Annotated in this window: 14 protein-coding genes; 1 reads left to right on the top strand and 13 read right to left on the bottom strand. The window is 72.8% G+C overall.

The genetic code is table 11. The features are described 5' to 3' along the window. Positions 1 to 110: 110 nt before the first annotated feature. Positions 111 to 1,544 (top strand): PucR family transcriptional regulator, encoded by a 1,434-nt coding sequence (locus ACVWWH_RS01285; RefSeq protein WP_457315334.1) that lies wholly within the window; start codon positions 111 to 113, stop codon positions 1,542 to 1,544. A gap of 179 nt (positions 1,545 to 1,723) precedes the next feature. Here ACVWWH_RS01285 and ACVWWH_RS01280 read toward each other — a convergent pair whose 3' ends face one another. The 13 genes from ACVWWH_RS01280 to ACVWWH_RS01220 form a co-directional block, all read right to left on the bottom strand. Beyond that, positions 1,724 to 3,169, bottom strand: coding sequence for an FAD-dependent oxidoreductase (locus tag ACVWWH_RS01280; RefSeq protein ID WP_457315333.1), 1,446 nt, complete (start codon positions 3,167 to 3,169; stop codon positions 1,724 to 1,726). A gap of 32 nt (positions 3,170 to 3,201) precedes the next feature. Then, positions 3,202 to 4,443, bottom strand: coding sequence for a uroporphyrinogen-III C-methyltransferase (gene cobA / locus ACVWWH_RS01275; protein ID WP_457315332.1), 1,242 nt, complete (start codon positions 4,441 to 4,443; stop codon positions 3,202 to 3,204). Further along, the gene (locus ACVWWH_RS01270; protein WP_457315331.1) at positions 4,440 to 5,330 is read right to left on the bottom strand and encodes an ABC transporter permease; all 891 of its coding nucleotides are present in this window, start codon (positions 5,328 to 5,330) and stop codon (positions 4,440 to 4,442) included. The genes cobA and ACVWWH_RS01270 overlap by 4 nt, the downstream gene beginning before the upstream one ends. Then, positions 5,320 to 6,045, bottom strand: coding sequence for an ABC transporter ATP-binding protein (locus tag ACVWWH_RS01265; protein ID WP_066499811.1), 726 nt, complete (start codon positions 6,043 to 6,045; stop codon positions 5,320 to 5,322). The genes ACVWWH_RS01270 and ACVWWH_RS01265 overlap by 11 nt, the downstream gene beginning before the upstream one ends. Before the next feature lie 17 nt (positions 6,046 to 6,062). Further along, positions 6,063 to 7,247 carry an ABC transporter substrate-binding protein gene (locus ACVWWH_RS01260; RefSeq protein WP_457315330.1) on the bottom strand — a complete coding sequence of 395 codons (1,185 nt, stop codon included), beginning with the start codon at positions 7,245 to 7,247 and terminating at the stop codon, positions 6,063 to 6,065. Positions 7,248 to 7,657: 410 nt separating this feature from the next. Next, positions 7,658 to 9,913: a catalase/peroxidase HPI gene (gene katG, locus ACVWWH_RS01255; protein WP_457315329.1), complete on the bottom strand. Its 2,256-nt coding sequence runs from the start codon at positions 9,911 to 9,913 to the stop codon at positions 7,658 to 7,660. A gap of 234 nt (positions 9,914 to 10,147) precedes the next feature. Beyond that, positions 10,148 to 11,020, bottom strand: coding sequence for an alpha/beta fold hydrolase (locus ACVWWH_RS01250; protein ID WP_457315328.1), 873 nt, complete (start codon positions 11,018 to 11,020; stop codon positions 10,148 to 10,150). A 168-nt stretch (positions 11,021 to 11,188) separates the two neighbouring features. Then, the gene (locus tag ACVWWH_RS01245; protein ID WP_066499818.1) at positions 11,189 to 12,574 is read right to left on the bottom strand and encodes a sulfate adenylyltransferase subunit 1; all 1,386 of its coding nucleotides are present in this window, start codon (positions 12,572 to 12,574) and stop codon (positions 11,189 to 11,191) included. Next, on the bottom strand, positions 12,574 to 13,512 hold the full coding sequence (gene cysD, locus ACVWWH_RS01240; protein WP_066499819.1) for a sulfate adenylyltransferase subunit CysD: 939 nt from the start codon (positions 13,510 to 13,512) through the stop codon (positions 12,574 to 12,576). Before cysD ends, ACVWWH_RS01245 begins: the two co-directional genes overlap by 1 nt. Continuing rightward, entirely contained in the window at positions 13,509 to 14,255 is a 747-nt protein-coding gene (locus ACVWWH_RS01235) for a phosphoadenylyl-sulfate reductase (RefSeq protein WP_066499821.1), read from the bottom strand. Before ACVWWH_RS01235 ends, cysD begins: the two co-directional genes overlap by 4 nt. Continuing rightward, positions 14,219 to 15,937, bottom strand: a complete 1,719-nt coding sequence (locus ACVWWH_RS01230; protein ID WP_457315327.1) for a nitrite/sulfite reductase — start codon at positions 15,935 to 15,937, stop codon at positions 14,219 to 14,221. Before ACVWWH_RS01230 ends, ACVWWH_RS01235 begins: the two co-directional genes overlap by 37 nt. Positions 15,938 to 16,374: 437 nt before the next feature. Then, positions 16,375 to 17,592 carry an MFS transporter gene (locus tag ACVWWH_RS01225; protein ID WP_457315326.1) on the bottom strand — a complete coding sequence of 406 codons (1,218 nt, stop codon included), beginning with the start codon at positions 17,590 to 17,592 and terminating at the stop codon, positions 16,375 to 16,377. After that, positions 17,589 to 18,326, bottom strand: a complete 738-nt coding sequence (locus tag ACVWWH_RS01220) for a sirohydrochlorin chelatase (protein ID WP_457315325.1) — start codon at positions 18,324 to 18,326, stop codon at positions 17,589 to 17,591. The genes ACVWWH_RS01225 and ACVWWH_RS01220 overlap by 4 nt, the downstream gene beginning before the upstream one ends. Between the last annotated feature and the right edge of the window lie 64 nt (positions 18,327 to 18,390).

Here is an 18,390-nt window from a genome sequence, read left to right as displayed (position 1 = left end):
CGTCGGTCCCAACCTAGTGCGAGACACACCACACGATGAATGGCCGATCGCACGAGGCTTGACCTTGCCTCTCGTGCGATCGGCCAGCCCGCTCCCTTATCATGAAAGGCATGGCTTCGACCCTCGCCGACCTCCTCGCGCACCCCGACCTCGGCCTGCGGCTCGCAGGCTCGGCCACCGCGACGCTGCGCGAGGAGATCCGCTGGGTCGCCGTGACGGAGCTCGAGAATCCGGCCCCGTTCCTCACCGGCGGCGAGCTCGTCCTCACCACGGGCGTCCGCCAGCGCACCGCGGCCGAGCAGCGGCGGTTCGTGCGCGTCCTCCAGCGCGCCGGGGCGCTCGGGATCGGCTTCGGAGTGGCGCTCGGGCATGACTCGATTCCGCCCGCGCTCATCGCCGAGGCCAACCGGTGGGGCGTCCCCGTGGTCGAGGTGCCCTACCGCACCCCCTTCATGGCCATCGGCAAGCTCGTCGCCGACTCCCACTCCGCAGACCACTACGCGAGCCTCGAGCGCCTCATCGCCGCCCACCAGGTCCTCGCCCGCTCCCTGCTGACCGGCGGGGGCCTGCAGGAACTGCTCAGGCACCTCGGCTCGATGCTCGGCACCGAGCTGATCCTGACGCAGTTCACCGCGCAGCTCTACGCCTCCAGCCCCGAGGCCGGGATGCCCTCCATGGACCGGTGGGTGCCCTTCCCCATCCCCACCGGCCGCCGGGACGCGTGCACCCTCTGGGCAAAGAAGCCCTTCGAGGACACCGGCATCATCTCGTACGCCCAGAACCTCATCAGCATCGAGCTCAGCAACCTCATGAAGCAGCGCCAGGCCCAGCGGGCCCTAACCGGGCAGGTGGTGAACGACGTCGTGCGCGGAACCCTCGATGCGGACGAGGCCTCGCGCCGCCTCGCCGGCACGGGGATCAACTCGACGAAGCGCAACGTGGTGCTCCTCGCCGAGTCGGCCGCCCACCACCGCAACCTCCGCGGCACCACCCTCCCAGCCGCGCTCGACGGCGCGGTCACCGCGACGCTCGACCGGGACCTCGTCGTCGTGGTGGAGGACGACGGCGCCCGCGCACCCGCGCTGGGCCGCGCACTCTACGATCACCTCACCGAGGCGGGAATCCACGCGACCGTCGGGATCGGCGGCTCCTACACCAAGCCCAACGGGCTGCGGTGGAGCTACTTCGAGGCCAAGGAAGCCGCCGGGCGCGGGCTCGACGTCAACGAGCCCGAGCGCCTGAGCATCACGTCCCTGCTGCTCGCGAGCGAGGACGTGCCGCTCGCGGACATGGCCGGAGAGGCCATCGGCCCGCTGGTCCGGTTCGACCGCCAGCACGGCGCCGAGCTCGTGCACACGCTCGAGACGTACCTGAACCTCAACGGCTCGGTGGCGCAGGTGGCCGAGCAGCTGAACCTCCACCGGAACACGGTGCGCTACCGGCTCGGGCAGATCGCGGAGCTCACCGGGTACGACCCGGCCGTGACCGCCGACCGGGTGCAGCTCTACCTCGCCCTCGCGGTCAAGAAGGTCGCCAAGGCTTGACCCCGTCTGGGAGTCACCTCCTGAGAGTCAGCTCCTGCGGGACACCCCCGGGAGGTGACCTTCAGGAGGTGACCTCCAGAAGGTGACCTTCAGGAGGTGACTCCCAGAAGGTGACCTTCAGAAGGTGACTCCCAGAAGGTGACTTTCAGGAGGTGACTCCCAGAAGGTGACTCCCAGAATCAGCGGGAGACGGGGGCGCCGTTCGAGATCGCGACCATCTCCTCGCGGGGGACGACCTTGACGCGCTCGCGCGCGACCTCGCCCTTGTGCGTGGGCGCCGGCTCGGCGGCGGCGCCGAGGGCCTTCTCGTGCGCGTCGAGGGCGAGCCAGCCCTCCCAGGTCGTGTACTCGACGCCGCGGGCCTCGAGCAGCTCCAGAACCGCAGCCTCGCTCGGCTGCTCGGCGGCGGGGAGCTCCTCGCGCGCGTCGAGGAGGTGGCCGATCGTCTCGAGCGCATCGCCCTTGGTGTGGCCGATCAGGCCCACCGGCCCGCGCTTGATCCACCCCGTCGTGTAGACGCCCGGCACGAACTCGCCGTCCGCGCCGAGGACGCGGCCGCCGTCGTTCGGGACGACGCCCCGGCGGTGGTCGAACTCGAGCCCGGGCAGCGCCGAGCCGAAGTACCCGATCGCACGGTAGACGGCCTGGACCGGGTAGTCCACGAACTCGCCGGTCCCGCGGACGTTGCCGGTGCCGTCGAGCTCCTGGCGCTCGAACCGGATCCCGGCAACGCGGCCCGGGGCCTCCGGCGAGTCGACGACCTCGACCGGGCTCTGGAGGAAGTGCAGGTGCAGGCGGCGGGAGGCCGTGAACTCCGAGGGGTCCTCGGGCTGCTCGGCGATCCAGTTGGTGAGCGTGCCCACCATGGTCTTGACCTGGTTGTTGGTCTGGATCTCGCGGTCGGAGGCCTCGTCGAACTCGAAGTCCTCCGGGTACAGCACGATGTCGACGTCGTGCGAGTGGGAGAGCTCGCGCAGCTCGAGCGGGGTGAACTTCACCTGCGCCGGGCCGCGGCGGCCGAACACGTGCACGTCCGTGACGGGGCTGGACTTGAGGGCGCGGTAGACGTTGTCCGGGATCTCGGTCACGAGCAGCTCGTCGGCGTGCTTGGACAGGACCCGGGCCACGTCGAGGGCCACGTTGCCGTTGCCGATCACCGCGATCTCCTTGGCCTCCAGCGGCCACTCGCGCGGCACGTCCGGGTGGCCGTCGTACCAGGAGACGAAGTCGGCGGCGCCGAAGGAGCCCTCCAGCTCGATGCCGGGGATGTTCAGGTCCGCGTCCTTGATGGCGCCGGTGGCGAAGATCACGGCGTCGTAGTGGCGCTGGAGGTCCGCCAGGCCCAGGTCCGTGCCGTAGTCGACGTTGCCGAAGAAGCGGATGTCGCCGCGGTCCAGGACCTTGTGCAGTGCGTTGACGATGCCCTTGATGCGCGGGTGGTCCGGCGCCACGCCGTAGCGGATGAGGCCGTACGGGGCCGGGTAGCGGTCGAAGAGGTCGATGCTGAGCGTCAGCTCGCCGGAGGCGACGGGGGCGCTCTTGGTGAGCAGGTCTGCGGCGTAGACGCCCGCCGGGCCGGAGCCGATGATGGCGATGCGCAGCGGGCGCTGCTGGGAGTTCGTCACGGAGGTTTCCTTCTGGCTTCTTCTTCGGGTCTCTAGCGGTTCGTGGAGAGCGAGGCGTGGGCGATGTCCGACGGCGCGTACGGGCTCACGCGGACGACGTCGCCGACCACGATCACGGCGGGATTCGCGACGCCGACGGCACGGGCCCGATCAACGATCGTACCCAGTGTGCCGATGGTGACGCGCTGCTCGGGGGTCCAGCCGCGCTCGACGATCGCGACCGGCGTCGACTCCCCCAGGCCGCGCGCACGCAGGGCCGCGGCGGACTCGGCGAGGCGGCGCACGCCCATGAGCAGCACGATGGTGTGGTCGGGCCGCGCAGGGAGCTCGGCGAGCTCGTCGTGGCCCGTGGCGACGCTGAAGCCGGTCGCGAGGCCCCGGTGGGTGACCGGGATGCCGGCGGCGGCGGGCACGGACACGGCGCTCGTGACGCCGGGGACCACCTCGACGTCGACGCCGTGGCGCCGGCAGAACTCGGCCTCCTCGCCGCCGCGGCCCAGGACGTAGGGGTCGCCGCCCTTGAGCCGGACCACGACGTGGCCCGCCTGCGCCTCGCGGACGAGGATCTCGTTGATCTCTTCCTGGGTGGCGGTATGCGCGCCCGGGGCCTTCCCGACCTCGATCACCCGGGGGCCGCCCGCGGCCAGATCGCCGAGCTCGTCGAGGAGCCCGCGCGGGCCGAGCCGGTCCGCCACGACCACGTCCGCCTCGGCGAGCAGGGTCCGTCCCCGGACGGTGATGAGCCCCGTGTCGCCGGGGCCGCCGCCCACGAGCGCGACCCGGCCGACGCCCTGGCGGCGCCGGCGCAGCGGGAGCTTGCCGGTGCGCAGCGCGAGCACCACGGCGTCCTTGAGCGCCTTGGCCCGGCGCGGGTCTCCCCCGGCGTTCACGGCGACCGTCACGTCGTCCACCCGGGCGGTTGCCGGCGTCCACGCGGCGGAGGACTCGTGGTCGGCGGCGTTGACGCACCAGATGCGGCGCTCCTCGGCCTCGGCGGCGACGCGCGCGTCCACCGCCGGCACGCCGGTCGCCGTCTGGACGAACCACGCGCCCTCGAGGTCGGCCGTCTCGTAGCAGCGGCGCACCCAGGCGACGAGCCCCGCCTCAGCCAGGCGCACGACGTCGGCCGCCGCCTCGGGCGCCACGACGGTCACCTTCGCGCCGGCGTCGAGCAGGCCCTGGGCCCTGCGGGCGGCGACCTTCCCGCCGCCTACGACGAGCACGTCCCGGCCGAGCAGGCGCAGCGTGGTGGGGTACAGGTCGATGCCGCTCATCGCGTGCCTCCGGTGAGAAGTCCGCGGCGCTGGAGCATGCGCCGCTCGATGGGTCCGAACACGGACAGTTCAATGAGGATGCCGACCGCGAGGATCGTCAGGATCGCGCTCATGACCACGCCCATGTCGCTGAGCGTGCGGCCCTGGTCCAGGAGCGAACCGAGCCCGAACCCGAGCGTGCCGCCCACGGCGATGATCTCGGCGGCCATGAGGGAGCGCCACGAGAACGCCCAGCCCTGCTTGAGCCCGGCCACGTACCCGGGCAGGGCGGCGGGCAGGATGATCTGGAGCGCGAGCTCGGCCTTGGAGGCGCCGAGGACCTTCGCGACGGAGCGGTACTGGGGCGGGACCTGGTCGATCCCGGAGATGAGCCCGTTGACGATCGAGGGGATGGCGCCCATGAGCACCACGAAGTACACGGTCGCGTCCGTGAGCCCGAACCAGATGACCGCGGCGGGGACCCACGCGACGGACGGCAGGACCTGCAGGCCCGAGATGAGCGGCCCGAAGGCCCGGCGCAGGTTCTTCACCTGGCCCAGGAGCAGCCCGAGGGGGGTCGCGACGACGACGCTCACCGCGAAGCCGAGCAGGCCGCGCTGGAGCGAGGTCCATACGGCCTCCTGCGCCTTGCCCTCGCTCCACAGCTGCCCGAGCGAGGCCGCGACGTCGAGCGGGCCCGGGACCAGGTCCCGGCGCTTGAGCCCGAGCGTGACGTAGAGCTGCCAGGCGAGGACGAGGACCACGACGGCGACGAGGGGCAGGAGCACGCGGGAGAGGTCCCGGCTGCGCCGCACGGTGTCCGACTGGAGCTCGTCGAGGCCCGCCTCGATGGCGGCGAGCTCGGCGTCGAGGGAGGCCGTCTCGGTGAGGGTGGGGTTACTTGGCATGGCGGGCGATCTCCTGCCGGAGGCGGGTGGTGAGCTCGTTGGCGAGGGTGGCGGAAGCGCCGGCGTCGTGCTTCACGGCGTCCGGGACCGGCCACTCCGCGACGACGCGGCCCGGCCGCGAGGAGAGCAGCAGGATCCGCTGCCCCAGGCGCACGGCCTCGCGGACGTTGTGGGTGACGAAGATGATGGTCCGGCCGGTCTCTCGCCAGATCCGGGTGAGCTCCTCGTGGAGGAGGTCGCGGGTGATGGCGTCCAGCGCGGCGAAGGGCTCGTCCATGAGCAGGACCTGGCGGTCCTGGGACAGGGCCCGGGCGAGGGCCACGCGCTGGCGCATGCCGCCCGAGAGCTCGTGCGGGCGCCGGTCCGCGGCGTCGCCGAGGCGCACGAGCTCGAGGAGTTCGACCGCGCGCGCCCGCCGCTCGCCCTTGGGCACGCCCCGCAGGCGCAGGGCGAGCTCGATGTTCCCGCGGGCGGTGAGCCAGGGGTAGAGGGCGGCGTCCTGGAACATGAACGCGGCGCCGTCCGCCGGGACCTCGAGCGCGCCCGCGGTGGGACGGTCGAGGCCGGCGATGATGTTCAGGAGCGTGGACTTGCCGCAGCCTGAGGCGCCCAGGAGCGCGACGAACTCGCCCTGGCCGATCGAGGCGGTCACGCCCTCCAGCACCGGGGCGCCGGTGCCGAAGCGCTTGCCGAGGTTCTCGAGCACGACGGTCATGTCGGGTCCTCTCCTTCTCAGTCCTGGCCCAGGCCGGCGGCGCTGGCCCTGCCGCGGCCGGCGCTCTGGGCGAGGACGGTGTTCAGGGCCCGCAGGTCGAAGAGGCCGTGGAGGTCCGCCGGCTTGGTGACGCCCGCGGTGACGCCGTCGGCGAGGAGCTTGGGGTAGGCGCCCGCGAGCGGGTCGGTGGTGAAGGTGATGTTGGCCAGGGCCCGCCCGATCACGTCCGCGGGGAGGGCGGCGCCGGCCGCCTTCTGCAGCGCCGCGTTGACGGTCGAGGCCTTCTCGGCGGCGGACGCGCGGCCCAGCCAGTCGACGGCGGCGACGTGGCCGCGCAGCAGGGCCTCGACGGTCTGCGGATGCTGCGCGGCGAACGCCTTGTTCACCACGAGGATCGTGGTCGGGAACAGGCCGGGCTTCCCCGTGCCCGTGCCGTTCCACAGGTCCTTCTCGTCCACGAGGACCTTGGCCCCGGCCTGCAGCACGAGGCGGGAGGCCCACGGCTCGGGCAGCCACGCGCCGTCGATCTTGCCGTCCTGGAAGAGCTTGAGGGTCGCGGCGTTGTCGGTGGGGTTGACCGTCACGTCCCCGCCGCCGTTCGGCGTGGTCTTCAGGCCCTTGGACGCGAGGTAGGCGCGCAGGGCCACGTCCTGGGTGCCGCCGAGCTGGGGCGTGGCGAGGACGGCGCCCCGCAGCTGCGCCGGGGCCGTGATGCCGGGCCTGACCACAAGCTGGGCGCCGCCGGCGGCCGCCCCGGCGATCACCGAGAGGGACTCGCCGTGGCTCTGCACGAAGGAGTTGATGGCCGGGTTCGGGCCGAGGTACGCCGCATCGATCGCGCCGGCGTTGAGCGCCTCCACGGCGGCGGGGCCGGCGTTGAACACCTGGGTGGTCAGGGAGTCGGTGCCGGCGGCCTTGAGCGCCTTCGCCAGGAGGCCGTCCTGGACGCCTACGAGCGCGGGGGCGTGCGTCACGTTGGCGAAGTAGCCGAGCCGCAGCTGTGGCGCGGGGGCCCCGGCGGCGACGGCCGGCGTCGTGCGCGGCTCGCCGCCGGTCACCGCGGCGGCGACCGCGGTGGCTCCGCCGAGGAGGCCGACGACGAGGGCGGCGCCGATCCCGAGCGCGAGGCCGCGGCGGCGCTTCGGCGGCCCCGCGTCGGCCGTGATGCGGATGGTCCCGGGGCTCGTGGTGGTCTCGCTCATGGGAGGAAGTCCTTGGTCTCGCAGGTCGTCAGGTCTCGGATGGGGCCTATCGACGGGCCCGACATCGGGGCATTCGCGCCGCCGTGCGGGGAGGGGTCTGCGGGATCATGCGTTCAAGCATGGACGAGGCGCGGGGGGCCGCCCAAGGGTGGGTTCACGGGCGGTCACGGGGCGTCACGGGGAGTCATGTGGGTGGGCCGGCCGCGGCAATTCCGACCGGGTTTCGGGCGTCGGCCGGCGCGGACACCGGCGTGTCCTGGCCGACGCGCCGCTGCCGGCCGGGAATGCCGGTCAGAAGTGCCGCCCGGGAATGCCGGTCGGAAGCGAGCAAAGAGCAGCCGCCCTGTCCGGCCGCGATGCAGCGGCAGGACAGGGCGGCTCGGCCCACTGTGGGCGTCAGCAGCCGGGTGTCAGCGCAGGTCGAACCGGTCGGCCTCCATGACCTTGGTCCAGGCGGCAACGAAGTCGTCCACGAACTTCTGGCCGGCGTCGCTGCTTGCGTACACCTCGGAGAGGGCCCGCAGCTGGGAGTTGGAGCCGAAGACGAGGTCCGCGGCCGTGGCGGTCCACTTCACCTGGCCGGTGGCGGCGTCGGCGATCTCGTAGACGTTCTCCTCGGTCTCCGAGGCCTTCCACCGGGTGCCCGGGGAGAGCAGGTTGACGAAGAAGTCGGTGGTGAGCGCACCGGGCCGGTCCGTGAGCACGCCGTGGGACGAGCCGCCCACATTGCCGCCGAGCACGCGCAGGCCGCCCACGAGCACCGTCATCTCGGGCGCGGAGAGGCCCAGCATGTAGGCCTTCTCCACGAGGAGCTTCTCCGCGGGGGTCTTCTCCCCCGGCCGCAGGTAGTTGCGGAACCCGTCCGCCCGCGGCTCGAGGTAGCCCACGGACTGGACGTCCGTCTGCTCCTGCGTGGCGTCGGTGCGTCCGGGCCGGAAGGGTACGCTCGCCTCGAAGCCGGCGTCCCGCGCGGCCTCCTCGACTGCCGCGGCGCCGCCGAGCACGATCAGGTCCGCGAGGGAGACCTTCTTCCCACCCGTCTGGGCGCCGTTGAACTTCTCCTGCACGCCCTCGAAGGCCCTCAGCGCGGAGTCGAGCTGCTCGGGCTCGTTGGCCTCCCAGCCGCGCTGGGGCTCGAGGCGGAGGCGGGCGCCGTTCGCGCCGCCGCGCCCGTCCGTCCTGCGGAAGGTCGACGCCGAGGCCCAGGCCGTGCGCAGGAGCGTCTCCGCCGGGAGCGCCTCGAGGAGCTGGGCCTTGAGCGCGGCGATGTCCGCCTCGTCCACCAGCTCGTAGTCCACGGCGGGGACCGGGTCCTGCCAGACCTGCGGCTCGGGCACCCAGGGGCCGAGCATGTGCGGGCCCACGGGGCCCATGTCGCGGTGCAGGAGCTTGTACCAGGCCTTCGCGAACGCCTGCGCGAACTCGTCCGGGTGCTCGAGGAAGCGGCGGGCGATCTTCTCGTAGGTCGGGTCCACCCGCAGCGCGAGGTCCGTGGTGAGCATGGTGGGCCGGTGCTTCTTCTCCGGGTCGAACGCGTCCGGGATGATCTCCGGGGCGTCCTTTGCCACCCACTGCCACGCCCCGGCGGGGCTCTTGGTCAGCTCCCACTCGTAGCCGAAGAGGATCTCGAAGAACCGGTTGCTCCACTCGGTCGGCCGGTCGGTCCAGGTGACCTCGAGGCCCGAGGTGATGGTGTCGGAGCCCTTGCCGCTGCCGTAGGTGCTCAGCCAGCCCAGGCCCTGGGCCTCGAGGTCCGCGCCCTCCGGCTCGGGGCCCACGTGCGCGTCCGCGGGGGCCGCGCCGTGGGTCTTGCCGAACGTGTGGCCTCCTGCGATGAGGGCGAGGGTCTCCTCGTCGTTCATCGCCATGCGGCCGAAGGTCTCGCGGATGAACACCGCCGCGGCCGCCGGGTCCGGGTTGCCCTGGGGGCCCTCGGGGTTGACGTAGATGAGGCCCATCTCCGTCGCGCCGACCACGGGCACCATCTCGTCCTTGCCGACGTAGCGGTCGGGGCCGAGCCAGGTGTCCTCCGAGCCCCAGAAGATCTCCTCCGGCTCCCACACGTCCTCGCGGCCGAACGCGAACCCGAACGTCGTAAAGCCCATGGACTCGAGGGCCACATTGCCGGCGTAGACGAGCAGGTCCGCCCAGGAGATCTTCTGGCCGTACTTGTGCTTGACCGGCCAGAGCAGGCGGCGGGCCTTGTCCAGGTTGGCGTTGTCCGGCCAGCTGTTCAGCGGCGCGAAGCGCTGGCTGCCGTCCCCGGCGCCCCCGCGGCCGTCGAACACGCGGTACGTGCCGGCGTCGTGCCAGCTGAGCCGGATCATGAGGCCGCCGTAGTGGCCGAAGTCGGCCGGCCACCAGTCCTGCGGCGTCGTCAGGACCTCCACGATGTCCCGCTTGAGCGCCTCGAGGTCGAGCTTGGCGAACTCCTCGCGGTAGTCGAAGCCAGCACCGAGCGGGTTGCCCGCGGGGTGGTGGGGGTGGAGCACCGTCAGGTCGAGCTGGTTCGGCCACCAGTCGGTGTTCTTCCGCGGCTGGTCGGTCTTGGGCGTGGGCGCATCGATCGCCGGGTTCTCGCTCTCGCTGCCGCTCGCCGTCGCGCCCGCCTGGGCCGCAGCATTGTCATGCATCACCGGGCATCCGCCCTGCTGGTTGTCGGTCATCTGCTTCCTTCCTCTCCCGAGGCAGGCCTCGGATTCGGGGCAAACCGGTCATACTGTGGGCCTTCTACTGCAGGCGACAGGTCGGCTCCGGCGCACGGACTGCTGGGGTGCGGCCGCGATGCCGTCCTGTTCGCTCCCGACGCTAGCAGCGCCGGGTGAACCCCGCCTGTCACACGTCCACTGGCCGGACGGCAGGGCGGAGGCGCGGCGTCGGCCATCGGAAGATGCGCGCCGTCAGCCGAGCGCCTGCTCGAGCCACTGCGTGTAGCGGTCCGGTTCGAGCAGCACCGCCGCATGGCCGGCTGAGCCCATGGAGATGACCCGGACCGGCCGGCCCAGCAGCCGCTGCAGCCGGGGGATGTCCCGGGCTCCCTGGGTGCGGTCGTTCTCGGCACGGAGCACGGCGACGTCGCCGTGCCAGCCGGCGAATCGGTCTGGACGCACCAGCAGGCGCCGCGCCACGTCGGCGGCGACGGCGAAGTGGGACACGACGTCGGCCCGGGTCAGGTCGTGCCCGAGGGTCCGACGCAGGATCGCGGCCCCGGCGCCGCGGGGGCTGCGCTCAGAGGACAGCAGCCCCCTCAGGGCGCGGACGAGGAGGCGGGTGAGCAGGGGGCGCGGCAGCACGCGGACCACCCCGATGAGCAGCGCGAGCACCGGCAGCCAGCGCCTGCCGTAGTCCGCCGGGCCGCTGCTGGAGAGCACCAGCCGCCGGATCCGCTCGGGGTGGGCTGCCAGGAACGCCTGCGCGAGCATCCCGCCGTAGGACTGGCCGACCAGGTCGCAGCGGTCGATCCCCTCGGCGGCGAGGATCGCGCAGAGCCCCGCGTCCATCGCGGCGAAGCTGGTCACGGGCGGGTAGTCCGGGGCCACCACGGTGTGGGCGGCGGCCAGCCGCTCGAGGGACACTGCCCCGAGGGCCGCCCGCCGCAGGCCGCCGGTGAGCCAGAGCACGGCAGGGCCGCGGCCCAGGCGGGCGTAGTGCCAGCGCACGGCGCCGACCGTCAGCTCACGGCCGTAGGCGTCGGTGAAGCGCCACGACCGGAGCAGGACGTCGGCGCCAGCGGCAGCCTGGCCACTGGCGGGCTCCCGGCGGTCACCCCTCATAGGAGCATGGTCCTCTGAGGCGGCCCTCCGCGCACAGCGCCGAAGGTCACCCTGGGCGCGCACACGAGTGTGCGACTGACGCGGGTGCTCACTCATTGCACCCGCGTCAGCCGCACACTCATGGCATCGACGCCTCCTGCTCCGCCGCGACCGGACGGAGCCGGGACCCTAGATCCAGTACCGCTCGTCCTCGGTGTCCCCCGGGTGCTGCCGGACCATGCCGGCGGCGAGGGTGTTGCCGTCCTGCGGGTCGATGACGAGGAACGCCCCGGTGCGGCGGTGGGCCGCGTAGGGCTCGAGGGGCAGCGGGGCGGCCAGGCGGACCTGGACCTCGCCGATGTCGTTGAGTCCCAGCTCGGACGCGGGCGCCACCTCGAACGAGTCGAGGTCCAGCTTCCCGGTCACGGCGCGCACGAGGCCGCGCACCGTGGAGGTGCCGTGCTTGACGAGCACCTTGGCGCCCTCGCGCAGCGGCTTGGAGGACAGCCACGCCACCGAGCCGTACAGGTCCGCGCTGCTCTCCGGCAGGGTCCCGGCGGCGGCGATCGTGTCGCCGCGGGCCACGTCGAACTCGTCCGCGAGGCGCAGCGCGACGGACAGGGGCGCCCCGGCCTCCTCGAGCGAGCGGCCGGCGACGTCGATCCCCACCACGGTCGTCTCGCGCGCGGCCTGGCCCGGGGTCACCACGGAGACCCGGTCGCCCACGCGCACCACGCCCTCCGTGACCTGCCCGGCGTAGGCCCGGTAGTCGCGGAACTCGGCCTCGTCCAGGCCCGGCGCGAGCGCGCCCTGCGGGCGGATCACGGTCTGGACGGGGAAGCGGAAGGGCTCCGCAGGAGCAGAACCAGAGTCGTCGAGCTCGTCGGTGCTCGGCAGGGACTCGAGCAGCTCGAGGAGCGTCGGCCCGGCGTACCAGGCGGTGCGGTCGGAGCGGTCCACGATGTTGTCGCCCTCGAGGGCGGAGACCGGGACGGCCACAGCGTCACGGAGGCCGAGCTCGGAGGCCAGCCGCGCGACGTCGTCCGCGATCGCCGTGAAGACCGGCTCGGAGAAGTCCACGAGGTCGATCTTGTTCACTGCGACCACCACGTGCGGCACGCGCAGGAGCGCGGCGACCGAGAGGTGCCGGCGGGTCTGCTCGAGCACGCCCTTGCGCGCGTCGATGAGCAGCACCACGGCGTCCGCAGTCGAGGCGCCGGTGACCGTGTTCTTGGTGTACTGCACGTGGCCCGGGCAGTCGGCGAGGATGAACGTGCGCCGGTCGGTCGCGAAGTAGCGGTAGGCGACGTCGATCGTGATGCCCTGCTCGCGCTCGGCGCGCAGCCCGTCGGTGAGGAGCGCGAGGTCGAGCCCGCCCTTCTCGCCGCCGAAGCCGCGGGCCTCGGAGGTGCGCGCCACGGCGTCGAGCTGGTCGGCGAGGATCGCCTTGGAGTCGTGCAGGAGGCGGCCCACGAGGGTGGACTTGCCGTCGTCGACGCTCCCGGCGGTCGCGAAGCGGAAGAGGGTGCCCTCGGTCAGCGTGGTGGTCTCGGCAGGCTCGGCCAGCGTGCTCATCAGAAGTACCCGTCCTTCTTGCGGTCTTCCATCGCCGCTTCGGAAATGCGATCGTCGGCGCGGGTGGCCCCGCGCTCGGTGAGGGTGGACGCGGCAACCTCGCGCACCACGTCCGCCACGGTGTAGGCGTCGGAGAGCACGGCGCCGGTGCAGGACATGTCCCCCACCGTCCGGTACCGCACGGTGCGCACGACGACGTCCTCCCCCTCGCGCGGCCGGCTCACCTCCCCCACGGCGCGCCACATGCCGTCGCGGACGAACACGTCGCGCTCGTGCGCGTAGTAGATGCTCGGCAGCTCGATCTGCTCGCGCTCGATGTACCGCCAGATGTCCAGCTCGGTCCAGTTGCTGATGGGGAACGCCCGCACGTGCTGGCCCACCGTGTGTCGGCCGTTGTAGAGGTTCCACAGCTCGGGGCGCTGGTTGCGCGGGTCCCACTGGCCGAACTCGTCGCGCAGGGACAGGATGCGCTCCTTGGCGCGGGCCTTGTCCTCGTCGCGGCGGCCGCCGCCGAAGACGGCGTCGAACTTGTTGCGCTCGATCGCGTCCAGGAGCGGCACGGTCTGCAGCGGGTTGCGGGTGCCGTCGGCGCGCTCGGCGAGCTCCCCGCGGTCGATGAACTCCTGCACGGAGCCGACCACGAGCTTCAGGCCCAGGCGCGCCACGGTGCGGTCGCGGAAGTCGAGGACCTCGGGGAAGTTGTGGCCCGTGTCCACGTGGAGCACGGGGAAGGGGATCTTCCCGGGCCAGAACGCCTTGGCGGCCAGGTGCAGCATGACCACGGAGTCCTTGCCGCCCGAGAAGAGCATCGCGGGGCGCTCGAACTCGGCGACGACCTCGCGGATGATGTGGATCGACTCGGCCTCGAGGGCGTCGAGGAGCGCGAGGGAGCCCTGGCCTCGGGTGGGCTCGACCAGCGTGTCGGTGGGAGTGCTCATACGTGGAGTCCGCATTCTGTCTTGTCGGTGCCGGACCAGCGGCCGGCTCGGGGGTCCTCTCCGGGGGCGACCGGGCGCGTGCACGGCGCACAGCCGATGGAGGGGTACCCCTGGGCAAGGAGGGGATTGACGGGCAGGAGGTTGTCCTCGGAGTACTGCACCAGCGCCTCGAAGGACCACGGGGCCACCGGGTTGACCTTCACGAGGCCGTTCTTCTCGTCCCACGTCACGAGCGGGGTACTGCTGCGGGTCGGGGCCTCGTCGCGGCGCACGCCGGTGAACCACAGCTCGTAGCCGGCGAGCGAGGCGTGCAGCGGCTCGACCTTCCGCAGGGCGCAGCAGCGGCCCGGATCGCGGGAGAAGAGGTCCTTGCCCTCGGCGGCGTCCTGCTCGGCGACGGTCTGCTTCGGCGTGACATCGACGATCCGCACGCGGAGGTTCTCGGCGACCTCGTTCCGCGTGGCGTACGTCTCGGGGAAGTGGTAGCCGGTGTCGAGGAAGAGGACGTCCACGCCCGGGAGCTGGTCGGCCACCAGGGCCGGCAGGACGGCGTCGGCCATCGAGCAGGCAACGGCGGTGGCCTCCACCGCGAAGTTCCGCGCCACCCAGCCGATCACCTCCTGGGCGGAGGCGTCCCAGCCGAGCTCGGCGGCGCCGGCCTCGGCGAGGGCCTTGAGCTCGTCCTGCGAGCGCTTCGTCGTGGCCGTCACTGGAGTGCCTCCTCGTCTGCGGCGTGGGCCCATTCGGCGAAGGTCTGCCCCTCGTCGGCGCGCTCGGCGAGGTAGCGCCGGGTGACGCGCTCGACGTAGTCGGGCAGGCCCTCGGCGGTGACCTTGAGCCCGCGGACGGTGCGGCCGGTGCCGGCCTCCTCGCGGGAGTCGGAGGCGAGGCCGCCGCCGAGGTGCACCTGGAAGCCCGGGGTCTGGCCGCCGTTGCCGTCGGGCAGGAGCTGGCCCTTGAGCCCGATGTCCGCCGTCTGGATGCGCGCGCACGAGTTGGGGCAGCCGTTCACGTGCAGGGTCAGCGGCCGCAGGAGCTCGTTGGCCGGGATGCGCTGCTCGAGCTCGGCGATGGCGGCGGTCGCGGTGTCCTTGGTGTCCACGATCGCGAGCTTGCAGAACTCGATGCCGGTGCAGGCGATGGTGGAGCGGCGCCAGGGGCTCGGGTCTGCGTAGAGGCCGAGCTCCTCGAGGCCGGCCACGAGCGAGTCGACGCGGCCCTCCTCGACGTCGAGCACCACGATCTTCTGGTGCGGGGTGGTGCGCAGGCGGGCCGAGCCGTGGGCCTCGATGAGGTCGGCGAGCCGCACGAGGGTCTCGCCGGAGACGCGGCCCACGGTCGGGGTGGCGCCGATGTAGAAGCGGCCGTCCTTCTGCCGGTGGACGCCCACGTGGTCGCCGGGGGTGGAGGGCTTCTCGGCGGCGGGGCCGTCGGGCAGGGGCGCCTCGAGGTACTCGGTCTCGAGGACCTGCCGGAACTTCTCGGCGCCCCAGTCCGCCACGAGGTACTTCAGGCGCGCCCGGTTGCGCAGGCGGCGGTAGCCGTAGTCGCGGAAGATGCTCGTGACGCCGACCCACACCTCGGCCGCGCGCGCGGGCTCGACGAAGGCGCCGAGGCGGACGGCGAGGTGCGCCGAGGTGGAGAGCCCGCCGCCGACCCACAGGTCGTAGCCGGGGCCCAGCTCGGGGTGCACCACGCCGACGAGGGCGAAGTCGTTGATCTCGTGGACCACATCCTGGGACGGGTGGCCCGTGATGGCGGTCTTGTACTTGCGGGGCAGATTCGCGAAGGACTCGTCGCCGATGTAGCGGTCCGCGATCTCGCGGATCTGCGGGGTGGGGTCGAGGATCTCGTCCGCGGCGATGCCGGCGACCGGGGAGCCGAGGATCACGCGCGGCACGTCGCCGCAGGCCTCGGTGGTGTGCAGCCCCACGGCCTCGAGGCGGCGCCAGATCTCCGGCACGCTCTCAATCTCGACCCAGTGCAGCTGGATGTTCTGCCGGTCGGTGATGTCCGCGGTGCCGCGGGCGAAGTCGCGGGAGATCCCGCCGATCACGCGCAGCTGCTCGGTGGTGAGCGCGCCGCCGTCGATCCGCACGCGCATCATGAAGTAGCGGTCCTCGAGCTCGTGCGGCTCGAGCGTGGCGGTCTTGCCGCCGTCGATCCCGGGCTTGCGCTGGGTGTAGAGGCCCCACCAGCGGAAGCGGCCGTGCAGGTCGGTCGGGTCGATCGAGTCGAACCCGCCGGCGGCGTAGATCGACTCGATCCGCTCGCGGACGCTGAGCCCGCCGTCCTCCTGCTTCCAGGCCTCGTTCGGGTTGAGCGGGGCGGTGCCGTCCACCTTCCACTGCCCGTTCGGCTTGGCGGCACGCGGGCGTGCTGGGCGCGCGGCGTCGGTGCGCGGGTGCGTGGCGGTCTCTGTCATGCGTTCGAGGGTACGGAGCCCGCTGCCCGGGCTCCACGGCGCTGCAATGCAGGGTCACCCGGGGACGCATTTCGTCGCACAGGGCCCGATCTCGGGGGCGCCCCTTGACTCCTCCCCGCCTCCCGCCCCACCCCTCCCCCGCCTTGTGTTTCGGGTACGCATCTCGTCGCGCTTTCGGCGTTACGGGTACGCATCTCGTCGCGCTTTCGGCGTTCCGGGTACGCGGGCGTTACCCGCGGCTCGCCGTCCGCTCTGGAGCCGTCCGCTGCTCAGGCCCGGGCCCAAGCCCTCTGGTGGCGCGCACGACGCCGGCCGCGTCGCCGCGCGCGGCCGGGGGAACGCGCCGTCGTGCGTACCAGAAAGCCGGAAACGGCGACGAGATGCGTACCCGAAACGCTCAGGAGGCGACGAGATGCGTACCCGGAACGCCGAGGGGGTCAGCGGGAGAACGACGTCCACGGGTGTGTGGCGCCGTACCGCCGCAGCCACAGCGCCAGGCCCGCACAGACCAGGTACCCGGCGCCGACGGAGAGCCAGCCGACGTCGTACGAGCCGGTCGCGTCGGCCAGGACGCCCATGATGAGCGGCCCGAGCGAGAACCCCGTGTACATGCCCGCGGCGAGCACGCCGGACGCCACGCCGACCCGTTCCGAGGGCACCACCACGAGCACGGCCGCGTTCATGATCACGTTCGCGCCCAGCACCGTAGCCCCGTGCAGCGCGACCCCGGCCCAGACGAGCCACGGCTGGTGCAGGGCGCCGGCGCCGAGCAGGCACGCCACGCCCACGATCGCCCCGAGGGCCAGGGCGAACAGCAGCCCGGACGGACGGGCGCCGCCGGCCATCCTGCGCCCCCACACGATTCGCGAGGACACGCCCACGATGCCCGAGACGCCCGCCGCGGCCCCCGCCAGCACGAGCGGGAAGCCCAGCTCGCGCACCGCGTAGAGCGGCAGGTACACGTTGGTGGCCTGCATCCCCAGGCCCGAGAAGAAGGCGAACCCGGCGAAGAGCCACACCGAGAACGGCAGGGATCCGCCCTGCCCGCGCCGGGCGCGGGACCTCGGCTTCGCGGGCTCCGAGGGAACCTGCGTGAACCCGTAGGCGAGCAGGCCGAGCGCAACAACCGCGGCCAACCCGAATGCGCCCTGCCACCCGAGCCAGAGCGCCACCGCGGGGAAGAACAGACCGGAGAAGAGCTGGCTCGCTTGGACGCCGGACTGCTTGATCCCGATCCACCCGGCGCGCTTGTGCGGGGGCACCGAGGTCACGATGACGCGGTTGGTGGTCGGGTTCGAGATCGACTGCGCAGGGCCGGCGATGATGACCGCGGCGAGGAGCACCCAGAAGCTGTGCGCGAGGGCCGCGATGACGAGCGCCACGACGGTCCCGCCGAAGATCAGCACGAGCTGCGTGCGCGTTCCCGCCCGGTCGCTCAGGCGCCCGAGGGAGAAGCTGCTCACGGCCGCCGAGGCGAACACGGCCCCGGCGAGGAGGCCGAACTGGGACTGGCTCATCCCCAGCGACGCGAGGATGAGCGGACTCACGGCGCTGAGGCCGTAGTTCAGCAGCGGACCCACGCCCATCGCCGCGACGAGGACCACGAGGAGTCCGGCCGTCGCCTTCCGGGGTGCGTGCTCGGCAGCGGCGCTCATTCGGCGGGCGCCGGGGCGGGCGCCTGGGCGGCCCGCGCGGCGAGCGCGGCGTCGTAGCGGTCCAGGGCGATCCGGGCGATGACGGGCGCCGGCAGCAGCGGCGCGGCGACGGCGTCGGCCCCGGCCTTCGCGAGCTGGTCGTGGAAGAACCCCGGCGCGAGGAGGTAGGAGGCGATGACGACCCGCGCGGCGTCGCCCGCCCGGTCCGTCTCCTCGGCCCGCAGCTCGGCGACGGCCTCCGGCACGCTCGGCGAGGCGCTCGCGCCGTACCCGGGCAGCACGCGGTTCGGGACGCGATGGCGGAGCATGTCGGCAAGGCGTTCGACGTCGGCCGCCGCCTGCGGATTCGACGACCCGGCGGCGGCGAGCACCACGGCGTCGTCGGCGCGCAGTCCCGCCTCGGCGAGGCGCTCGGCGAGGAGGTCCGCGAGGCGCTCGTCGGGCCCGAGGGGGCCCGCGGCGAGCGTGCCGGGCCGCGCCGCCACCGCACGGGCGATGTCCACCTTCACGTGGTAGCCGACGCTGAGAAGGAGGGGCACGACGACGGCGCCCGCCCCCGCGGGCAGTCCGGCCACCACTTCCGGCAGCTCGGGGCCGTGCACGTCGACGTAGGCGTCCACCACGGTCAGGCCCGGCCGGGCTGCCCGGATCTCCTCGACGACGGCAAGGATCGCGGCCCGGCCCCCGGCGTTGCTGGTTCCGTGGGCGCATGCCACGAGGATGTCCTGGCTCATGTGCCGAGCGTACCGGCCGTCAGTTCACGCGGCGGAAACCCGCGGGCCCCGCCCGACTAGGATG

It is taken from the genome of Sinomonas sp. RB5 (assembly GCF_054063535.1).
The sequence above is the reverse complement of the archived record's forward strand: the minus strand, read 5'-3'. Positions and strand labels throughout refer to the sequence as shown.

Bases quoted from the DNA above. Each gene is read 5' to 3' on its own strand.
- ACVWWH_RS01285 (WP_457315334.1), top strand. From the start codon at position 111: ATGGCTTCGACCCTCGCCGACCTCCTCGCGCACCCCGACCTCGGCCTG.
- cobA (WP_457315332.1), bottom strand. From the start codon at position 4,443: ATGAGCGGCATCGACCTGTACCCCACCACGCTGCGCCTGCTCGGCCGG.
- ACVWWH_RS01270 (WP_457315331.1), bottom strand. From the start codon at position 5,330: ATGCCAAGTAACCCCACCCTCACCGAGACGGCCTCCCTCGACGCCGAG.
- ACVWWH_RS01265 (WP_066499811.1), bottom strand. From the start codon at position 6,045: ATGACCGTCGTGCTCGAGAACCTCGGCAAGCGCTTCGGCACCGGCGCC.
- ACVWWH_RS01260 (WP_457315330.1), bottom strand. From the start codon at position 7,247: ATGAGCGAGACCACCACGAGCCCCGGGACCATCCGCATCACGGCCGAC.
- katG (WP_457315329.1), bottom strand. From the start codon at position 9,913: ATGACCGACAACCAGCAGGGCGGATGCCCGGTGATGCATGACAATGCT.
- ACVWWH_RS01250 (WP_457315328.1), bottom strand. From the start codon at position 11,020: ATGAGGGGTGACCGCCGGGAGCCCGCCAGTGGCCAGGCTGCCGCTGGC.
- ACVWWH_RS01245 (WP_066499818.1), bottom strand. From the start codon at position 12,574: ATGAGCACGCTGGCCGAGCCTGCCGAGACCACCACGCTGACCGAGGGC.
- cysD (WP_066499819.1), bottom strand. From the start codon at position 13,512: ATGAGCACTCCCACCGACACGCTGGTCGAGCCCACCCGAGGCCAGGGC.
- ACVWWH_RS01235 (WP_066499821.1), bottom strand. From the start codon at position 14,255: ATGGGCCCACGCCGCAGACGAGGAGGCACTCCAGTGACGGCCACGACG.
- ACVWWH_RS01230 (WP_457315327.1), bottom strand. From the start codon at position 15,937: ATGACAGAGACCGCCACGCACCCGCGCACCGACGCCGCGCGCCCAGCA.
- ACVWWH_RS01225 (WP_457315326.1), bottom strand. From the start codon at position 17,592: ATGAGCGCCGCTGCCGAGCACGCACCCCGGAAGGCGACGGCCGGACTC.
- ACVWWH_RS01220 (WP_457315325.1), bottom strand. From the start codon at position 18,326: ATGAGCCAGGACATCCTCGTGGCATGCGCCCACGGAACCAGCAACGCC.